This is a genomic window from Mucilaginibacter sabulilitoris, from assembly GCF_034262375.1.
Taxonomy (GTDB): Bacteria; Bacteroidota; Bacteroidia; order Sphingobacteriales; family Sphingobacteriaceae; genus Mucilaginibacter; species Mucilaginibacter sabulilitoris.
On sequence record NZ_CP139558.1, the window covers coordinates 3867383 to 3883171 of the forward strand.

Sequence of the window (15789 nt, forward strand, 5' to 3'; positions counted from 1 at the left end):
TTTCTATTTGATAGCCTGTATATCAATATGATATGCAGGCTATCAAAATAAGCATATTTATTCCTTTTTATAAAGGTCACCCGCTTTTTCGGCCGAAAGCCTGATACCTTTTATCATGGCCGAGCTAAAACCGTGGTGTTCCATTTCATTTAAACCAGCAATGGTACAACCGCTTGGCGAGGTAACCTTATCAATTTCCTGTTCGGGGTGCGATGACAGTTGCAGCAGTAGGTCGGCGGCGCCCTTAGCCGTTTGCGCGGCCATTTTTAAGGCATCATGTGCATGGAAACCTATTTCAGTACCGCCTTGTGATGCTGCGCGGATGGAGCGCAGGAAAAACGCTATGCCGCAGGCACAAAGCGCTGTGGCCGACGTCATCAATTCCTCATTGATCTGTATGCTTACACCTACAGTATCAAACATTGATTTAACAAGGTTTATGTTTTTATTAGTACCATTATCGGTAGCAATGCAAGTCATGGATTGGCCGATGGCGATGGCTGTATTAGGCATTGCCCGAATTACTTGTACATTAAGATCAAGCTGCTGGCGGATATCGTTGCAGCTAACGCCTGATATAACGGATATTAGCAATTGTTTTTCGGCTTTAATGGCAGGCCTTATTTCGTCAAGCAGTTTGTTGAGTTGCTGGGGTAATACAGCTAAAACAATAATGTCGGCTTTTCTTACCGCTTTAATATTATTATCGGTAGTGTGATAACCTTCCTGTGAGTATTCCGCTAACGCAGCTACATTTCTGCGTGTAAGGCTAATTTGCTGAGGCTTGCAGATGTTTGCTTTAACTAACCCTTTGGCTAAGGACAGCCCGATGTTGCCAGAGCCTAATATGGCTAAATGCTGTGATGAATTCATGCGTTTTTACTTAAACGTGTTCCAAATGGTTGATTATTTTTTAATTGACCCAGATCGTCGGACTTGCCAATGATAACAGCCTTTACACCACATGAAATGGCGGTAAAGGCATTGTCTAACTTAGGCAGCATGCCACTGTGTATAATACGACGGGTTTTAAGTTCTTCATAATGTTCCGGATCAATTTCCCTGATCAGTGAGTCTTCGTCATTAATATCAAGGAGTACGCCCTTTTTCTCAAAACAATAAATGAGCGTGGTTTCATAAATTGAAGACAATGACACAGCCAGCGCAGAAGCAATGGTATCGGCATTGGTGTTGAGTAATTGACCCTCGCCATCATGCGTTAACGCGCAAAAAACAGGGGTAAAGCCAGCTTCCATTAAGCGGCTTATATTTTGCGGATTGATGGATTGTTCGTCCATATCACCCACAAAACCGTAGTCAATGGTTTTTACCGGGCGCTTTTTGGCGCGGATAAAATTACCGTCGGCCCCCGTCAAACCTATGGCATTGTTGCCGAAGCGTTGCAATTGCGCAACTATATTTTTATTAATAAGGCCACCATATACCATGGTAACCACCCTTAAAGTTTCAATATCTGTAATACGACGGCCGTCAACCAGCTTAGCCTCAATACCCAATTCTTCAGCAATTTGAGTTGCTACCTTGCCGCCGCCATGTACTAATATCTTGTAACCATCAAGCCCTTCAAAATCTTTTAGAAAATGATACAGATTTTCGGAATTATCAATAACATTTCCGCCAATTTTTATAACGTGCAGGCTTTTCTTCTTCAATAATTGGGTGGAATTTGCCAAAACCGTATCAATTTTATTCATTCTTAACAATAATATAACCAGATAAATGCTAAATATCCATTAAACCAAACAGAAATCTGTTAAAAATATGAATTTATGGGATATTTTGTTTAAAAAATGTTAAAAAATGATTAAAGTATTATACTTGTAACTTTACAATTTGATTATGAAATAATTAGTATTATTGAAAATCTAAGGCATTAAACTTGTTGTAAAATTTTCCTATGGATCAAAAAAAAAGTAGTAAGCCCCGTGTGGTAATTATCGGGGGGGGATTTGGAGGACTTCAGGTAGCTAAAAACCTTAAAAATGCACCTGTGGATGTGCTTTTATTGGATAAGCATAACTATCATACCTTTCAGCCGCTACTTTACCAGGTGGCCGCGGGCAGTATAGCTGCCGATTCAATAGGTTTCCCGATACGACGGATATTTACAAAACAGCACAATTTCAGATTTGCGCTGGCAGAAGTACAGCAGGTAAATCCGGAAAACAATACACTTACAACAGATATAGGTACTATTTACTATGATTACCTGATTATCGCTACCGGATCAAACACCAACTTTTTTGGCAATAAAGAAATTGAGCATTTTGCTATGCCAATGAAAAATATCCCCGAGGCGTTAAACTTACGCAGCCTGATCCTGCAAAACCTTGAAAAGTCCCTGGTTTCTAAAGATCCGGAAGAAAAGGCGGCTTTAATGACCTTCGTGGTAGTGGGTGGTGGTCCTACAGGTGTAGAACTTTCCGGAGCATTAGCCGAAATGCGGCAGCTGATACTCATGAAAGACTATCATGGGTTAAGAAAACATAACATGAAGGTCTACCTGGTTGAAGGTAAGCCTGAATTGCTGGCCGCATTTTCACCGGCTGCTTCAACCAAGGCCAAAAAGTTTTTGACGGATATGGACGTAACCATATTTAACGGTGTGCATGTACAAAGCTATGACGGCATCGAGCTTAAGATTGACGATGGCACAACTATTTTAACCCGCAATGTATTGTGGGCCGCGGGGGTAAAAGGGGAGGTTCCAGCGGGAATACCAGAAACCAACATTACCAAAGGGCAACGTATACAAACAGACGAAATTGGAAAGGTAAAGGGATACTCCAACATTTTCGCTATTGGCGATGTAGCGGCCGTAATAACAACCGAAACTCCCAACGGGCATCCTGGCGTGGCACAGGTGGCGATACAACAAGGTAAACATCTTGCTAAAAATCTTATTCGGACACTTAACGGTGAACCTACCATCCCTTTTAAATATAATGATAAAGGGTCACTTGCCACTATTGGACGTAACAAGGCTGTAGCCGATATTGGTCGGATACACCTTCAGGGGTTTATTGCCTGGGTGATCTGGGGCGTAGTGCACATTATGTCCTTAGCCGGCTTTACCAACAAGGGAACTATATTTTTTAGCTGGGCCATATCCTATTTTACTAAAAACAGCGATAACCGTTTAATAGTACGCTATTTCGACATCGAAACAAGAATGACCGACCCCGAGTCGAGGTGAAAACCTTGGGGTGTAAAACATTGTTAAGCTTATTCCCTTACTAAGTAGGGTTATAAGTATGGAATTATTTGCTATTATTACTTTGCTGGTTATTGTAAGTGCCGTTTTTTCTTATTTAAACGCACGTTTTATCAAACTTCCCGGTACCATAGGGATAGTTTTGATAGCTACGATTTCTTCGATAATTATACTGATTATCGACAGGTCGAACCCCGCCTCTGCAAAGTACCTGACCACGCTTGCTAAAAATATTAATTTTTCAAAGGCGGTGCTCAATATTATGCTGGGTTTCCTGCTATTTTCAACATCATTTAACCTGGACAGCAAGCGGCTTAAGCGCGAAATGCGACCCGTATTTGTATTAAGTACCTTTGGGGTTATTTTGTCAACAGCGATATTCGGTTTGCTTCTGTTTTACCTGGCTCCGATTTTCCATATCCGCATGCCGCTCATTTACTGCCTGTTATTCGGGGCATTGGTATCACCGACGGATCCCGTAGCGGTATCCGCTATCATCAAAAATTCAAAGCTTCCGGCTCATTTAGAGACCATTATTTCGGGCGAATCATTATTTAACGATGGTATTGGGCTTATTTTATTTGTTATTATACTGGAAATAGCAAGAGTAGGCGAGGAAAATATTGAAGTGGCGAAGGTTGTGATATTAATTATCAAAGAGGTTTTAGGGGGAATTGTGGCGGGGGCCATTTTAGGTTACCTGGCCCATCGGCTTATGAAATCAATAACCGATTTTCAGACCATCGTTTTAGTATCACTGGCTTTGGTTATGGGTTTGTCGGTGCTGGCAACTATGCTTCATTTTTCTACACCGCTGGCTGTTGTAACTGCGGGTTTGTTTGCCGGCAGCCACTCTATAAATCAGGATAATAAAGAACGATCGCACGAAGCGCTTGAAAAATTCTGGAAACTGGTAGATGAAATGCTAAATACCATTTTGTTTGTAATGATAGGTTTACAGCTTGTCAACCTGCCTTTTGTAAATAATTATTGGATAACAGGGAGTATTTCTATAGTGATGATATTGATAGCCCGCTGGCTGAGCATTATGTTGCCGCTCACATTTTTACGCCGATCATTAAAGGTAAATTACAGCAATATCAATGTCATGACCTGGGCAGGCCTGCGCGGAGGCATCTCGATAGCGTTGGCATTGTCATTGCCTGACACACCTTACCGGCATTTGATACTGTCCGGCAGTTACTTTATCGTAATATTTTCGGTGATAGTACAGGGGCTAAGCCTTAATGCAATGATTAACAAAACATCGAAAACTATTGATTAGTCTTCATGTATTTAGCTATCTCATTTTCAGATTGATCTGCGCTATTACTTAAAGTCTTAATGATATTCTCTCTTTCCTGAGCGGAGCGGTTTTGGCTCAGTTTCTTTTTCGCTTGCAGGTCATCAACGGTTATTTCAAATGCAACTATACCTTTCATCATTTTTTGCTTGTAGTCGTCGGGTAAGCCATTCCATTGTTGCAGGTAACCGGCCTCGTACGTGTTTATGGTATGGGCTAATAGGTCGGCAGTTTTTTGTTGTTCATCAAGCAAAGTTGCCTTACCATACGCGTGAACAGCTAAATAGTTCCAGGTGGGTACGTTGGTTTCCTTTTCGTAATTGGCCGGCGAGATATAAGCATGTGGTTCGGTAAAAATAACCAGCACACTTTTATTCAGAATTTGGGATGCCTGTGGATTTGCTTTTGCAAAATGCGATGACAATATAATCTTGCCATCGCGCTGTGTTACCAAAAAGGGGAGATGAGTTGCAACCGGTACATCATCAACCGACGTTACTATAGTGGCAAAACTATAGCGCTGCATAAAGCTGATGGCTTCCTGCTCATTGTCGAATTTATTGAATGATGGTATGTACATGGTTAAAGAGCCAAGACTTTTAGATTCAGGAAACAAGAAAAAACAATAGCTTGATTACAAACTCTCCAGCATTTGTTTTAATACCGCCTGCGCGGCCCAAACGCGGTTGCCTGCTTCATGTATTACTATCGCATTCGGCCCGTCCAGTATTTCATCAGAAAGCTCCAGGTTACGGCGAACCGGCAGGCAGTGCATTACTTTGGCATCGTTGGTTATCTTCAGCTTTTCGTTTGTGAGCATCCATTCTTCATTTTTACCGAGAATGTTACCATAAGGCTCATAAGCCGACCAGTTTTTTACATAAATAAAATCTGCACCGGCTAAAGCTTCGTCCTGGTTATGGGTGATGTTTGCACCTTTTGTAAAATCGGCACAAAGCTCATAACCTTTGGGCTGGGCTATCGTGAAGTCCACATCGGCCTTACACATCCATTCGGCAAAAGAGTTGGGTACAGCCTGTGGCAAGGGCTTTATATGAGGCGCCCAGGTTAGTACAACCTTTGGGCGCGCTTTGGTTTTTAACTCTTCAATAGTAATCAAATCTGCCAAACTCTGCAAAGGGTGACGTGTAGCCGATTCCAAACTAACCACCGGTACTTTGCAAAACTCAACAAACTTGTTAAAAATCATTTCGCTATAATCTTCTTCGCGGTTGCGCAAGCCGGGGAATGAACGTACGCCAATAATATCGGCATACTGACCCATAACGCCTGCTGCCTCGCGGATGTGTTCTACAGTGCTTCCATCCATAATTACGTCATCACGAAGCTCCAAAGCCCATCCTTCTTTATCAATATTGAGCACCATCACATTCATACCCAGGTTAAGCGCAGCCTTTTGCGTACTCATGCGGGTGCGCAGGCTTGGATTTAAAAATACTAAGGCAAGTGTTTTATTTTTGCCCAGTTCCTGGTGCGCGTAAGGGTTTTGTTTAAGCTCCAATGCTTGTTTTACAAGAGCATTGATATCGGCAACATCATTTACAGAAGAAAATAGTTTCATTGGCCCGGATATTTAATAGCGAATTATTGGTTTAAAACATTTACAAAAGCCTCCAGGAACCTGTCGGCGTGTGCTTTGGTTAAATTAAGTGCAGGTAAAAGCCTCACTACATTTGGTTTGGCTTCGCCGGTAAAAATGCGGTGCGTAAACAGAAGCTCTTTCCGCACGTTTGCCAACTCTTCTGGCAGTTCAATACCAATCATCAAGCCCCGTCCGCGCACTTCTTTAACCTGCTCCAGTTTGTTTAATTCTTTTATCAGATACTCGCCAATAGTGGCTGCATTCTGCATCAGGTTATCCTGTTCCATTACTTCCAGCACGGCTAAACCGGCGGCACAAGCCAAGTGGTTGCCGCCAAATGTAGTCCCCAGCATACCATAAGCAGGTTGTATTTTTGGCGAAATAATAATGCCGCCAACCGGGAAACCATTACCCATACCTTTGGCCATACTGTAAATGTCGGCATTAACTCCGGCAAAATCCTGCGAGAAAAATTTACCGGTACGCCCGTAACCGCACTGTACCGAATCGGCGATGAATACTGCATTATGCTCATCGCAAAGCGAACGGATTTTTTGCAGGAAGCTTTCTGCGGCAACCTGGATGCCGCCAACACCTTGTATGCCTTCAATAATTACTGATGAAATGGCACCGCTATGGTCTTTAAAGGTTTGCTCCAGCGCTGCTTCATCATTCCATGGCAAAAATATAATGTTATCGGTTTCATTAACCGGGGCAACAATTTTAGGGTTATCTGTAGCGGCAACAGCCAGTGAAGTACGTCCGTGAAATGCTTTGCGGAAAGCAATTACCTTTTTTTTGCCGTTATAAAATGAGGCCAGCTTTAAAGCATTCTCATTAGCTTCGGCACCAGAGTTGCACATAAACAACTGGTAGTCATCTTTGCCAGATACTTTACCTAATTTGGCAGCCAGCTCTTTTTGAATAGGTATCTCGATTGAATTGGAGTAAAAACCCAGTTGATGCAACTGATCTTCTATCCGTTTTACATAATGCGGATGGGTATGGCCAATGGAAATTACGGCATGACCACCATACATATCAAGGTACTCGTTGTCGTGATTGTCATAAACCAGGCTGCCCTGGCCTCTAACTATATTTATTGGATTGACTGGGTATACGTCGAATAATTTCATTTTTAGATTAAACTTAAGAGATAAAATACTTAATTAATATTCCCTTCTAAAGGGTGTGATGATTAAAACGCTGCTGCCTTTAAGCGCAGCCCGGCTCGTTCATCCAGGCCAAATAGCAGGTTCATGTTCTGAACTGCCTGGCCTGAGGCTCCTTTAAGTAGATTATCTAATATGCTTATGATTAATAATTTGCCTTCGTGTTTTGTAACCTGTAGAAAGCATTTATTGGTATTCACAATTTGTTTCAGGTCGATATTACGATCGGTTACATGTGTAAACGGATCGCCGGCGTAATACTCCTGGTAAAGTTTCAGTGCTGCTTCTGCGCTCAGCGTACTATCAGTATATACCGAAGCTATGATGCCCCGGGTAAAATCGCCGCGGTAAGGGATGAAATTTATTGGCTGATTAAAACCGTTTTGTAACTGTTTTAATGATTGCCCGATTTCGTTTAAGTGTTGGTGATTAAATGCCTTATAAACAGATAGGTTATCGTTTCTCCACGTAAAGTGAGAAGTAGGTGATAAACTTTGTCCGGCACCGGTTGATCCGGTTGTAGCCGCAACATGTACTTCGTTATTCAGTAAGCCTTTTGACGCAAGCGGCAATAAGCTTAATTGCAAACAGGTGGCAAAACAACCCGGATTAGCAACATTAGAGGCTCCTTTTATGGCTTCACGGTTTAACTCAGGCAGGCCATAAACAAATGTTTTAGTTTTAAACGTTGAGTTTTGGCTTAAACGAAAATCCTGGCTCAGGTCAATGATCTTGATATGATCAGGAATAGGATTTGCCTCCAGGAATTTCTTTGCATCACCATGGCCAACGCACAAGAACAGTACATCAATAGCAAAAGATAATTCACCGGTAAAACGCAGGTTGGTATCACCAAAAAGATCGGTATGTACTTCGTAAACATGATTACCTGTATTACTATTGCTGTGAACAAAAGCAATTTCTACATTAGGATGGTTGATCAGAATACGCAGCATTTCGCCGCCTGTATATCCTGCACCGCCAATAATGCCGGCACGAACTTTATTTGATGTTGATTCTGTCATTGTTTGTTGATGGATAAGAATATAAAATAAATTCCAGGTCCGTCCGGTCGTTATTACTGATAAAGTGTTGTTGACCGGGCAGTATTTCAATACCCTGCTCTGGTTTTAACTCCGTAATGTCGCCATCAATGGAGAAGGTTGCCCGTCCTTTTAAAATGAAAAATACCTGTGTAGCTTTTTCGTGATAATGCAGCTGTTCGGCAGTGTCTGGCGGCATCAATTCCTGCTTAACAGACAGAACTTCGGTATCAATAAAAGTCCATCCGTGGCAATCATCGCCCCAATTATAGTGCTTTAGGCACTCCCCCTTGGAGAAAGCCCCCCGACCCCCTAAAGGGGGAGTTGGATTGGCTGCTTTATTTTGTGTGTTGTCCATTTACCCTTTAATTAAGCATTATTTGCTCCCCCTTCAGGGGGCTGGGGGGCATTTACCTTGTGATAGATCATTACCTGGTTGCCAAATATTTTGGAGAAGCCTTTTACATCCTCCCCAGACCAGGCATTATTCATTTCGCCGTAGCTGCCAAACTTGTTCGACATCAGGTCGTGATCAGACTCAATACCAACTATCTGGAAACGGTAAGGGTGCAATTCAACAAAAACTTTGCCGCTTACATTTTGCTGGGTATCAGTTAAAAATGCCTCCATATTGCGCATGATCGGATCATGGAACTGACCTTCGTGAAGCCAGTTACCGTAAAATGCAGATAGCTGATCTTTCCATGACAGCTGCCATTTGGTTAATACATGTTTTTCTAAAGTATGATGAGCCTTGATGATCACCATTGGGGCAGCGGCCTCGAAACCTACACGGCCTTTAATGCCAATAATGGTATCGCCCACATGAATATCCCTGCCAATACCATAAGGCTGTGCTATAGCCTGTAAAGCCTGTATTGCTTTGGTTGGGTGGTCATATCTTTGTTTATCTATACCAACCAGTTCGCCTTTTTCAAAAACAAGTTCCAGATTTTTTGCTTCTGATTCGGTAACCTGGGTTGGCCATGCTTCTTCGGGCAAACCTAAATTAGAAGTAAGGGTTTCCTTGCCACCAACTGATGTTCCCCAGATGCCTTTGTTGATAGAGTACTTTGCTTTTTCAAAGTTCATATCAACACCATGTTTTTTCAGGTATTCTATCTCCTCTTCACGACTCAGTTTAAGGTCTCGGATAGGAGTAATGATCTGTACCTCAGGAACAAGAATGTTAAATATCATGTCAAACCTCACCTGGTCATTACCGGCCCCGGTGCTGCCATGCGCTACAAATTCGGCGCCTATTTCCTTAGCATAGTTAGCAATAGCAGTGGCCTGGCTCACACGTTCGGCACTTACCGAAAGCGGATAGGTGTTGTTTTTTAAAACATTGCCATAAATTAAAAAGCGAACACAAGTGTTATAAAAGTTTTTAGTTTCATCAACCACATGATGCGAGGTAACGCCCATTTTATAAGCGCGTTCTTCAACTCCTTTTAATTCTTCGTCACTAAAGCCACCCGTGTTAACAATAACAGAATGTACTTCGTAACCAAGATCCTGTGTTAAATAAATACAGCAAAATGAGGTATCTAATCCGCCGCTGTAAGCTAATACTACTTTTTTCTTCATGTTTCTTTATGAGGTTAAAACTAAAAGCAAAAGGCTTAAAGCTTTATTATGTTTCAATTATTGTCTTAATTAACTCTCCCTGAGTAACCTTTAACCTACCTTTAATCCTGACCTATTCTCTTTTTAATGGCATTTTCAATACGCTCAAGCAGGGTAGCCTTGTGCGTTATTCTTTTCATTTTTTCTTCGTCCTGTTTTTGTTTCTCTGCCGGATCAAACAACATGGCGGTGCACATGCAGTTTTTACGCTCCTTGCTGGTTAAAATGTCATAATTAACACAACTTTTACAGCCGGCCCAAAAGTTCTCGTCCTGAGTGAGTTCAGAATAAGTTACAGGCTCATATCCCAGTTCGGAATTGATCTTCATAACAGCCAATCCGGTTGTTAAACCGAAGATCTTGGCATTAGGGTATTTGGTGCGTGAAAGCTGGAAAATACGGTGTTTAATGGCTTTGGCCAAACCTGCCTTACGAAACTGCGGGTTAACAATAAGCCCAGAATTAGCCACAAAATCGCCGTGGCTCCATGTTTCAATGTAGCAGAAACCGGCCCAGGTACCGTCCTTATGCAGGGCGATAACCGCTTTGCCTTCCAGCATTTTGTTGGCAACGTACTCTGGCGAACGTTGTGCGATACCCGTACCCCGTGCTTTAGCCGATTCGGCCATTTCAATACATATCTGGGGGGCATAATCTACATGCTGGGCAGTAGCAACCTGAATATCAAAATCTTGTATGGTCATTAAAATAGATATTACCGTTAAATTAATTGGCTTAACAGCCTTAATAATTAGATGGTTTTTTTAAAAGGAAGTTTAAAAACTTTCTTTCTTTTTGAGGGTTCAGTACGGGAAATTAATTCAAACCCTTGGCATATAGGGCCTTCGTCGGGAAGGGCAGCTTAAAAAAACAGTTGAAACCAAAGCAGCGGCAGCCGGAGCAAATGTTGCTCTTATTGCGGGCTTATTTAAGCTTTGTAGATTCATTTTTTAGAGGTATTACTGTGTTTTTAAATTTTTGTGCAAAGTATCGCATTAATTTTTATTTATGCAAGAAAAATTTGATTTAATAACCCTAAGATTATATTTAGTTCTTTTTCGGTTTTTATACTGCTTGTAAATTATTGACGGTCAGATAATATAACACTGAACTTTTTAAAGGTCAAATTTTAACAATTTTCGCCCCTAAAACGAAGAAAAAACGCTTCAAAACTGCCAGAAAATTGATCGGTAATTTTGATTTTAACACTTTTTTTGAAACGCTCAGCGAGTTTTGAAAACTTTAAAAAGTTTTAACTTATTGACATGTAGTTTCCTGATAAAAATAAGCTCATTTTTAAGCCTGTTTTATCTTTAACTAAACAGCCCGGTTTCTCTTTATCCAGAGAACCGGGCCGTTTAATATATAAATGTACTTAAATTTTTTACCTTTTCAAAGTTTGTCTTTTGGGGAGACGCTTCGGCATTCGTTAGGCTTACTTCTTTTCTTCAAACTTATCCAATACAAATCTCAGCTTTCTATCCGGCGATTGTGGACTTTCGGCAACAAGGGTAACTTTTCCGTCTTTGCCTTCAATGGTTAATACGTAATCTTTTTCGCCGTTTCCGTCCTCATCTTTTAGTGTAGTATTAATTACCGATTTTCCTTCTTTAAATGGTGTTTGCCAGTTGCAGTTGTTTGATTTGATGGTGCCCGTCAGCGTTTGTTTTCCGTTCTCGATATTAACGGAGATATTTTTGTCATTTATTTCAATAATGGTTTGCTCATCTGCAGTTCGCTCCAGGTTGCCGCTCCCGTCCAGGTGCTCGGTTTTTGAAGTTACAAGGTTTAGTTTTTTGTCGCATTGTGCGAAGGTTACGGTGCAGCCGGCAATGAGCAGCAGCAATGTAATAATGGTTGATTTCATGGGATTTGCTTTTTTTGGTTAATAACTTAAATAAAGATAGGTGTTTTATATAGTATTATGCAATACATAGTACTATTTTAATATAATAAAAAGCATATCTATTTGTTAATGAGTTATTAAATCATCTTATCTAAACCTTTTGTAAAACGGATTAGACTGATTTACCCTTTAGCTATGATGTCATTGATAATCATATCGGCATGGATACGGGAGTTTTCAATGAACCATAAATGGGTATCCAAACCACCGCAAACCACACCGGCAAGGTACAAGCCGGGCAGGTTGGTCTCCATGGTTTCGTGGTTGTATTGGGGTATGAATTTATCTTCAGACAGTATAATCCCCAGTTTTTTCAGGAAATCGAAATTGGGTTTATAGCCGGTCATGGCCATTACATAATCATTTGGAATAGTAATCAGTCCTTCCGGGGTTTTAATATCAACCTCATGCTCGCGGATGGCTTCGAGGTTGGAGTTAAAGTATGCCTTGATGCTGCCTTCTTTAATCCGGTTCAGGATGTCGGGGCGCACCCAATATTTTACGCGGGTACTTATTTCGCTGCCGCGCACTACCAAAGTAACTTCAGCGCCTTTGCGGTAGGTTTCCAGGGCTACATCTATAGCGGAATTACTGGAGCCAACTACCACTACCTTTTGCAGGGTGTAATAATGAGGGTCCTGGTAATAGTGTTTTACTTTGGGCAGGTCTTCGCCCGGAATATCCAAATTGACCGCTATATCATAAAACCCGGTAGACAGGATAACTTTTTTGGCGTGGTAGGTTGTTTTAGTTGTGCTAATAGTATAGCCGCCATTTTCTGCCTTAACGTTGTTAACTTCCTCAAACAGGTTTATGGGCAAATGATTGGATAAGGCAACCCTGCGATAATACTCCAGCGCGTCGGCACGGGTAGGTTTGTTATGTACGGTTACAAAAGGTACCCCGCCAATCTCCAGCTTTTCGGAAGTGGAGAAGAATGTCATGGTTGAAGGATAGTTGTACAACGAATTAACCAGGCAGCCTTTTTCAACAATTACAAAACTTAAGCCGGCTTTTTGGGCAGCTAAGCCGCAAGCCAAGCCAATTGGGCCGCCGCCTATAATGAGTATATCGAGCATGTTGCGAAGATAGTCAGTTTAGGGGGGAAGTAATATCGAATAATGAATTTTGACTGGCGAATGTCGAAGTACTTTATTATTGGATATTGGGTGTTCGATATTTTCCTCCCCGGAAAAATCAGGGCATAAAAAAGGGTAAGCTACTTTTATCGCGCCGCTCAACTCTCTACCCTTGCTGTGTTCCCACCCTGGGGGAGTTCAAGAGGAGCTGGCCGTAAAAGACTTACCCCGGCGCAAATATAGGAAAAGGTTTGTTTATGGTTAATAAATTGTTAAAAAAGATAATAGGCTATCATTTAGTATTTTATCTTTTTTTGCCCTCCAAATTTAGTCTGACCAGCGTTATAAAGCTGCCTGTTTTTTCCCGAACGGCAGCTTTTTATACACTTTATAATGGTCAAAAAGGTTACCGCTTTGTTTTTCTAATATGGTTAAACCGTCGGCTTCAAAGGTGTCTTTATAGTCGTTTTGTTGAAAATACGGCCATAAGGTGTCGAAACAGGCTGTGGGTATTTTGCGGGTAATGGTAATATGCGGATTAAGTTTTCTGTTTATCCTTAATGCCTGCTTAACACTGTCAAACCATTGTTTTGTTTCTTCATCTAACTCCAGGGCCGCGTAAATGGTCCTGAAATTTGGCCCGTGAACAAAAAACTTGAAGCCGCTGATCTTTAATTCACGAGCAGGTATTGTCCTGATCTTAAAATCCATCAGTTCATAAAAAGGCTTAAGTGCTACCGGTTTTTGGGTAAGTTCATCAATTTCATCCCTGATCATATCAAAAGAGATATGCGCCCTGGCATACATTCCCGGAAACTTCCCGATGTGTTTACCGCATGAACGTTTGAATAACCTGATCTTTTTATCTACGTGCTCAGGCGCCGAAATAATGGTAAGATAATCTTTGTGATCCATGACGTTTTGTTAAAAAAGATTGATTTGATCCCTAAACTGGCTATCAGCTTCGGCTTGCCTGCTAATGATGGCATCGGCAGTATTGGAAATGCTTGTTCTGCTTTTAAATTCAAAAGTTTTATAATGTTCCCATTGCGGAGCGGCAGCAAATGTTGCGCGTTTCAACAGGTGCAATTCCCTTATCCAAAAGGGTTCAACCAGTTTTTTATGTCTGAAATTTGGCCATAGCAGGTTAAAGTCGCTTTCGGCAATGTCGCGGGTAACCGTAATATGCGGTACAATGGTTTTCCTAACGCTTAGTTTCTTTTTTAACTGCTGAAACCATTCATCAACGGCCGGGGTAATCCTGATGTGGGCGTAAATGGTCACCCGGCCATGCAGGTGCTGGAAATAATTAAAACCATCAAGGTGCAACAACACCGGCGGCAAGGTATTTAAACTGTTCTCGAGTTTCAGTAGGTTTGTTTGGGCCATGAATGGTTTCTGACGCTCCAGGTGATGCACGGAGATGTGCGCTGGCGAATTCATGCTTTTGTAATTGCCAATTAATTTAGCCGAAGCTTTTTTATAGCGCGCAATTTCATGTTTAATCGCTTCGGGCGGCGAAAACAGCATCAAATAATCCTCATACATATTCATGGCTACAAGTTTTAGAGAACAAAAATGCTAATATTTTTAGTAAAATGCTAATTTTATTTTCATATTTGTACATGGATATTAAGCGGCATATCGTACATATCGATCTTGATTCGTTCTTTGTATCTGTTGAGCGCAAGTTTAACCCGGCCCTGATAGGTAAACCGGTGATCATTGGTGGCTCGGCCGAAAGGGGAGTGGTGGCCTCATGCAGTTATGAGGCGCGTAAATACGGCGTACACTCCGCTATGCCTACACGGCAGGCGCTCAAGCTTTGTCCGCATGCTATCGTAATCCACGGTACACATGGGCGCTATTCAGACGCCTCACGCGAGGTAACGCAAATTATCCATGACTCCGTACCGCTTTATCAAAAAACATCGGTTGATGAGTTTTATATCGACCTTACAGGTATGGACCGTTTTTATGATTGTTATCAGGTAGCCCGTAACCTGCGCCAAAAAGTGATCAGGGAAACCGGTCTACCTATTTCTTTTGGCATGGCATCGGGCAAAACCGTTGCCAAAATGGCAACCAACCAGGCTAAACCCAACGGCGAGCTTTTTGTTAAGCATGGCGACGAACTGCAATTTCTGGCGCCCCTCAACATCGGCAAAATACCCGGCCTTGGCGAGAGTACCTGCCAAAAGCTGTATCAGTATGGTATTGAGAAAATAGGTGATCTGCAAAAAACAAATATCCGTTTTTTGGAAGCTGTTTTTGGTAAGGCCGGCAGGTATCTGTGGGAAAAGGCCCACGGTATTGATGATAGTGAAATAGTTCCGCACTCCGACCGTAAATCCATATCAACCGAACATACTTTCATGACCAATGTAAACGACCTGCGTACATTGGAAACCTCGTTGGTGTCCATGACCGAAGAGCTATCGGGCAAATTGCGCAGGGAGAATAAACTGGCATCATGTATGGCTATTAAGGTACGTTATGCCAATTTTGAAACCCATACCCAGCAGCAACGAATCCCACTTACAGCAGCCGAACATATATTGATACCGGGCATAAAAAACCTGCTTAAACAAGCCTGGAACCAGCACCGCCCCATCAGGCTGATAGGCGTAAGACTCAGCAACCTGTGCAGCGGCAGTTACCAGATTAATTTGTTTGAAGATAATGAGGAACGCATCAGGCTTTACCAGGCCATGGACAAGATCAATTTTAAGTTTGGCGACAAAACCGTTTGCCGCGCCGCCGGAATGGAAATAGGTACCCGCAATTTTAATCCTTTTTTGAAGGATTAACGTAATAAA

At 41.9% G+C, this 15789-nt stretch carries 16 protein-coding genes and 1 other RNA gene; 3 read left to right on the plus strand and 14 right to left on the minus strand.

Translation table 11 applies throughout. The features are described 5' to 3' along the window. Nucleotides 1-57: 57 nt before the first annotated feature. Complete coding sequence (gene proC / locus SNE25_RS16765; protein ID WP_321560143.1) at nt 58-873, minus strand: pyrroline-5-carboxylate reductase; 816 nt, start codon at nt 871-873, stop codon at nt 58-60. After that, nucleotides 870-1715, minus strand: coding sequence for an acetylglutamate kinase (gene argB, locus SNE25_RS16770; protein WP_321560144.1), 846 nt, complete (start codon nt 1713-1715; stop codon nt 870-872). Before argB ends, proC begins: the two co-directional genes overlap by 4 nt. A gap of 203 nt (nt 1716-1918) precedes the next feature. Between argB and SNE25_RS16775 the strand changes: the two genes are divergently transcribed. Next, nucleotides 1919-3217 carry an NAD(P)/FAD-dependent oxidoreductase gene (locus SNE25_RS16775; protein ID WP_321560145.1) on the plus strand — a complete coding sequence of 433 codons (1299 nt, stop codon included), beginning with the start codon at nt 1919-1921 and terminating at the stop codon, nt 3215-3217. Nucleotides 3218-3275: 58 nt separating this feature from the next. After that, a complete protein-coding gene (locus SNE25_RS16780; protein ID WP_321560146.1) occupies nt 3276-4520 on the plus strand; it encodes a cation:proton antiporter in 1245 nt (414 codons plus the stop codon). Here SNE25_RS16780 and SNE25_RS16785 read toward each other — a convergent pair. The 12 genes from SNE25_RS16785 to SNE25_RS16840 all read right to left on the minus strand — a co-directional run bounded on the left by SNE25_RS16785 (nt 4510) and on the right by SNE25_RS16840 (nt 14524). Next, on the minus strand, nt 4510-5118 hold the full coding sequence (locus SNE25_RS16785; protein ID WP_321560147.1) for an FMN-binding negative transcriptional regulator: 609 nt from the start codon (nt 5116-5118) through the stop codon (nt 4510-4512). The genes SNE25_RS16780 and SNE25_RS16785 overlap by 11 nt on opposite strands. A 54-nt stretch (nt 5119-5172) precedes the next feature. After that, a complete protein-coding gene (locus SNE25_RS16790; RefSeq protein ID WP_321560148.1) occupies nt 5173-6120 on the minus strand; it encodes an N-acetylornithine carbamoyltransferase in 948 nt (315 codons plus the stop codon). Between the two features lie 23 nt (nt 6121-6143). Continuing rightward, nucleotides 6144-7277 carry an aspartate aminotransferase family protein gene (locus SNE25_RS16795; protein ID WP_321560149.1) on the minus strand — a complete coding sequence of 378 codons (1134 nt, stop codon included), beginning with the start codon at nt 7275-7277 and terminating at the stop codon, nt 6144-6146. Nucleotides 7278-7339: 62 nt separating this feature from the next. Continuing rightward, complete coding sequence (argC, locus tag SNE25_RS16800; RefSeq protein WP_321560150.1) at nt 7340-8338, minus strand: N-acetyl-gamma-glutamyl-phosphate reductase; 999 nt, start codon at nt 8336-8338, stop codon at nt 7340-7342. After that, nucleotides 8316-8714 carry a cupin domain-containing protein gene (locus SNE25_RS16805; protein WP_321560151.1) on the minus strand — a complete coding sequence of 133 codons (399 nt, stop codon included), beginning with the start codon at nt 8712-8714 and terminating at the stop codon, nt 8316-8318. Before SNE25_RS16805 ends, argC begins: the two co-directional genes overlap by 23 nt. Nucleotides 8715-8725: 11 nt before the next feature. After that, entirely contained in the window at nt 8726-9946 is a 1221-nt protein-coding gene (gene argG / locus SNE25_RS16810) for an argininosuccinate synthase (RefSeq protein WP_321560152.1), read from the minus strand. 101 nt (nt 9947-10047) lie between these two features. Next, nucleotides 10048-10689 (minus strand): GNAT family N-acetyltransferase, encoded by a 642-nt coding sequence (locus SNE25_RS16815; protein WP_321560153.1) that lies wholly within the window; start codon nt 10687-10689, stop codon nt 10048-10050. 731 nt (nt 10690-11420) lie between these two features. After that, on the minus strand, nt 11421-11852 hold the full coding sequence (locus tag SNE25_RS16820; RefSeq protein ID WP_321560154.1) for a hypothetical protein: 432 nt from the start codon (nt 11850-11852) through the stop codon (nt 11421-11423). Nucleotides 11853-12013: 161 nt separating this feature from the next. Further along, complete coding sequence (locus SNE25_RS16825; RefSeq protein WP_321560155.1) at nt 12014-12970, minus strand: YpdA family putative bacillithiol disulfide reductase; 957 nt, start codon at nt 12968-12970, stop codon at nt 12014-12016. A gap of 130 nt (nt 12971-13100) precedes the next feature. After that, nucleotides 13101-13199: signal recognition particle sRNA small type (gene ffs, locus SNE25_RS16830), an RNA gene on the minus strand. A 113-nt stretch (nt 13200-13312) separates the two neighbouring features. Beyond that, the gene (locus SNE25_RS16835) at nt 13313-13885 is read right to left on the minus strand and encodes a 2'-5' RNA ligase family protein (RefSeq protein WP_321560156.1); all 573 of its coding nucleotides are present in this window, start codon (nt 13883-13885) and stop codon (nt 13313-13315) included. A 9-nt stretch (nt 13886-13894) separates the two neighbouring features. Then, nucleotides 13895-14524, minus strand: coding sequence for a 2'-5' RNA ligase family protein (locus tag SNE25_RS16840; RefSeq protein WP_321560157.1), 630 nt, complete (start codon nt 14522-14524; stop codon nt 13895-13897). A gap of 44 nt (nt 14525-14568) precedes the next feature. Between SNE25_RS16840 and dinB the strand changes: the two genes are divergently transcribed. Next, the gene (dinB, locus tag SNE25_RS16845; RefSeq protein WP_321560158.1) at nt 14569-15780 is read left to right on the plus strand and encodes a DNA polymerase IV; all 1212 of its coding nucleotides are present in this window, start codon (nt 14569-14571) and stop codon (nt 15778-15780) included. Nucleotides 15781-15789: the final 9 nt, after the last annotated feature.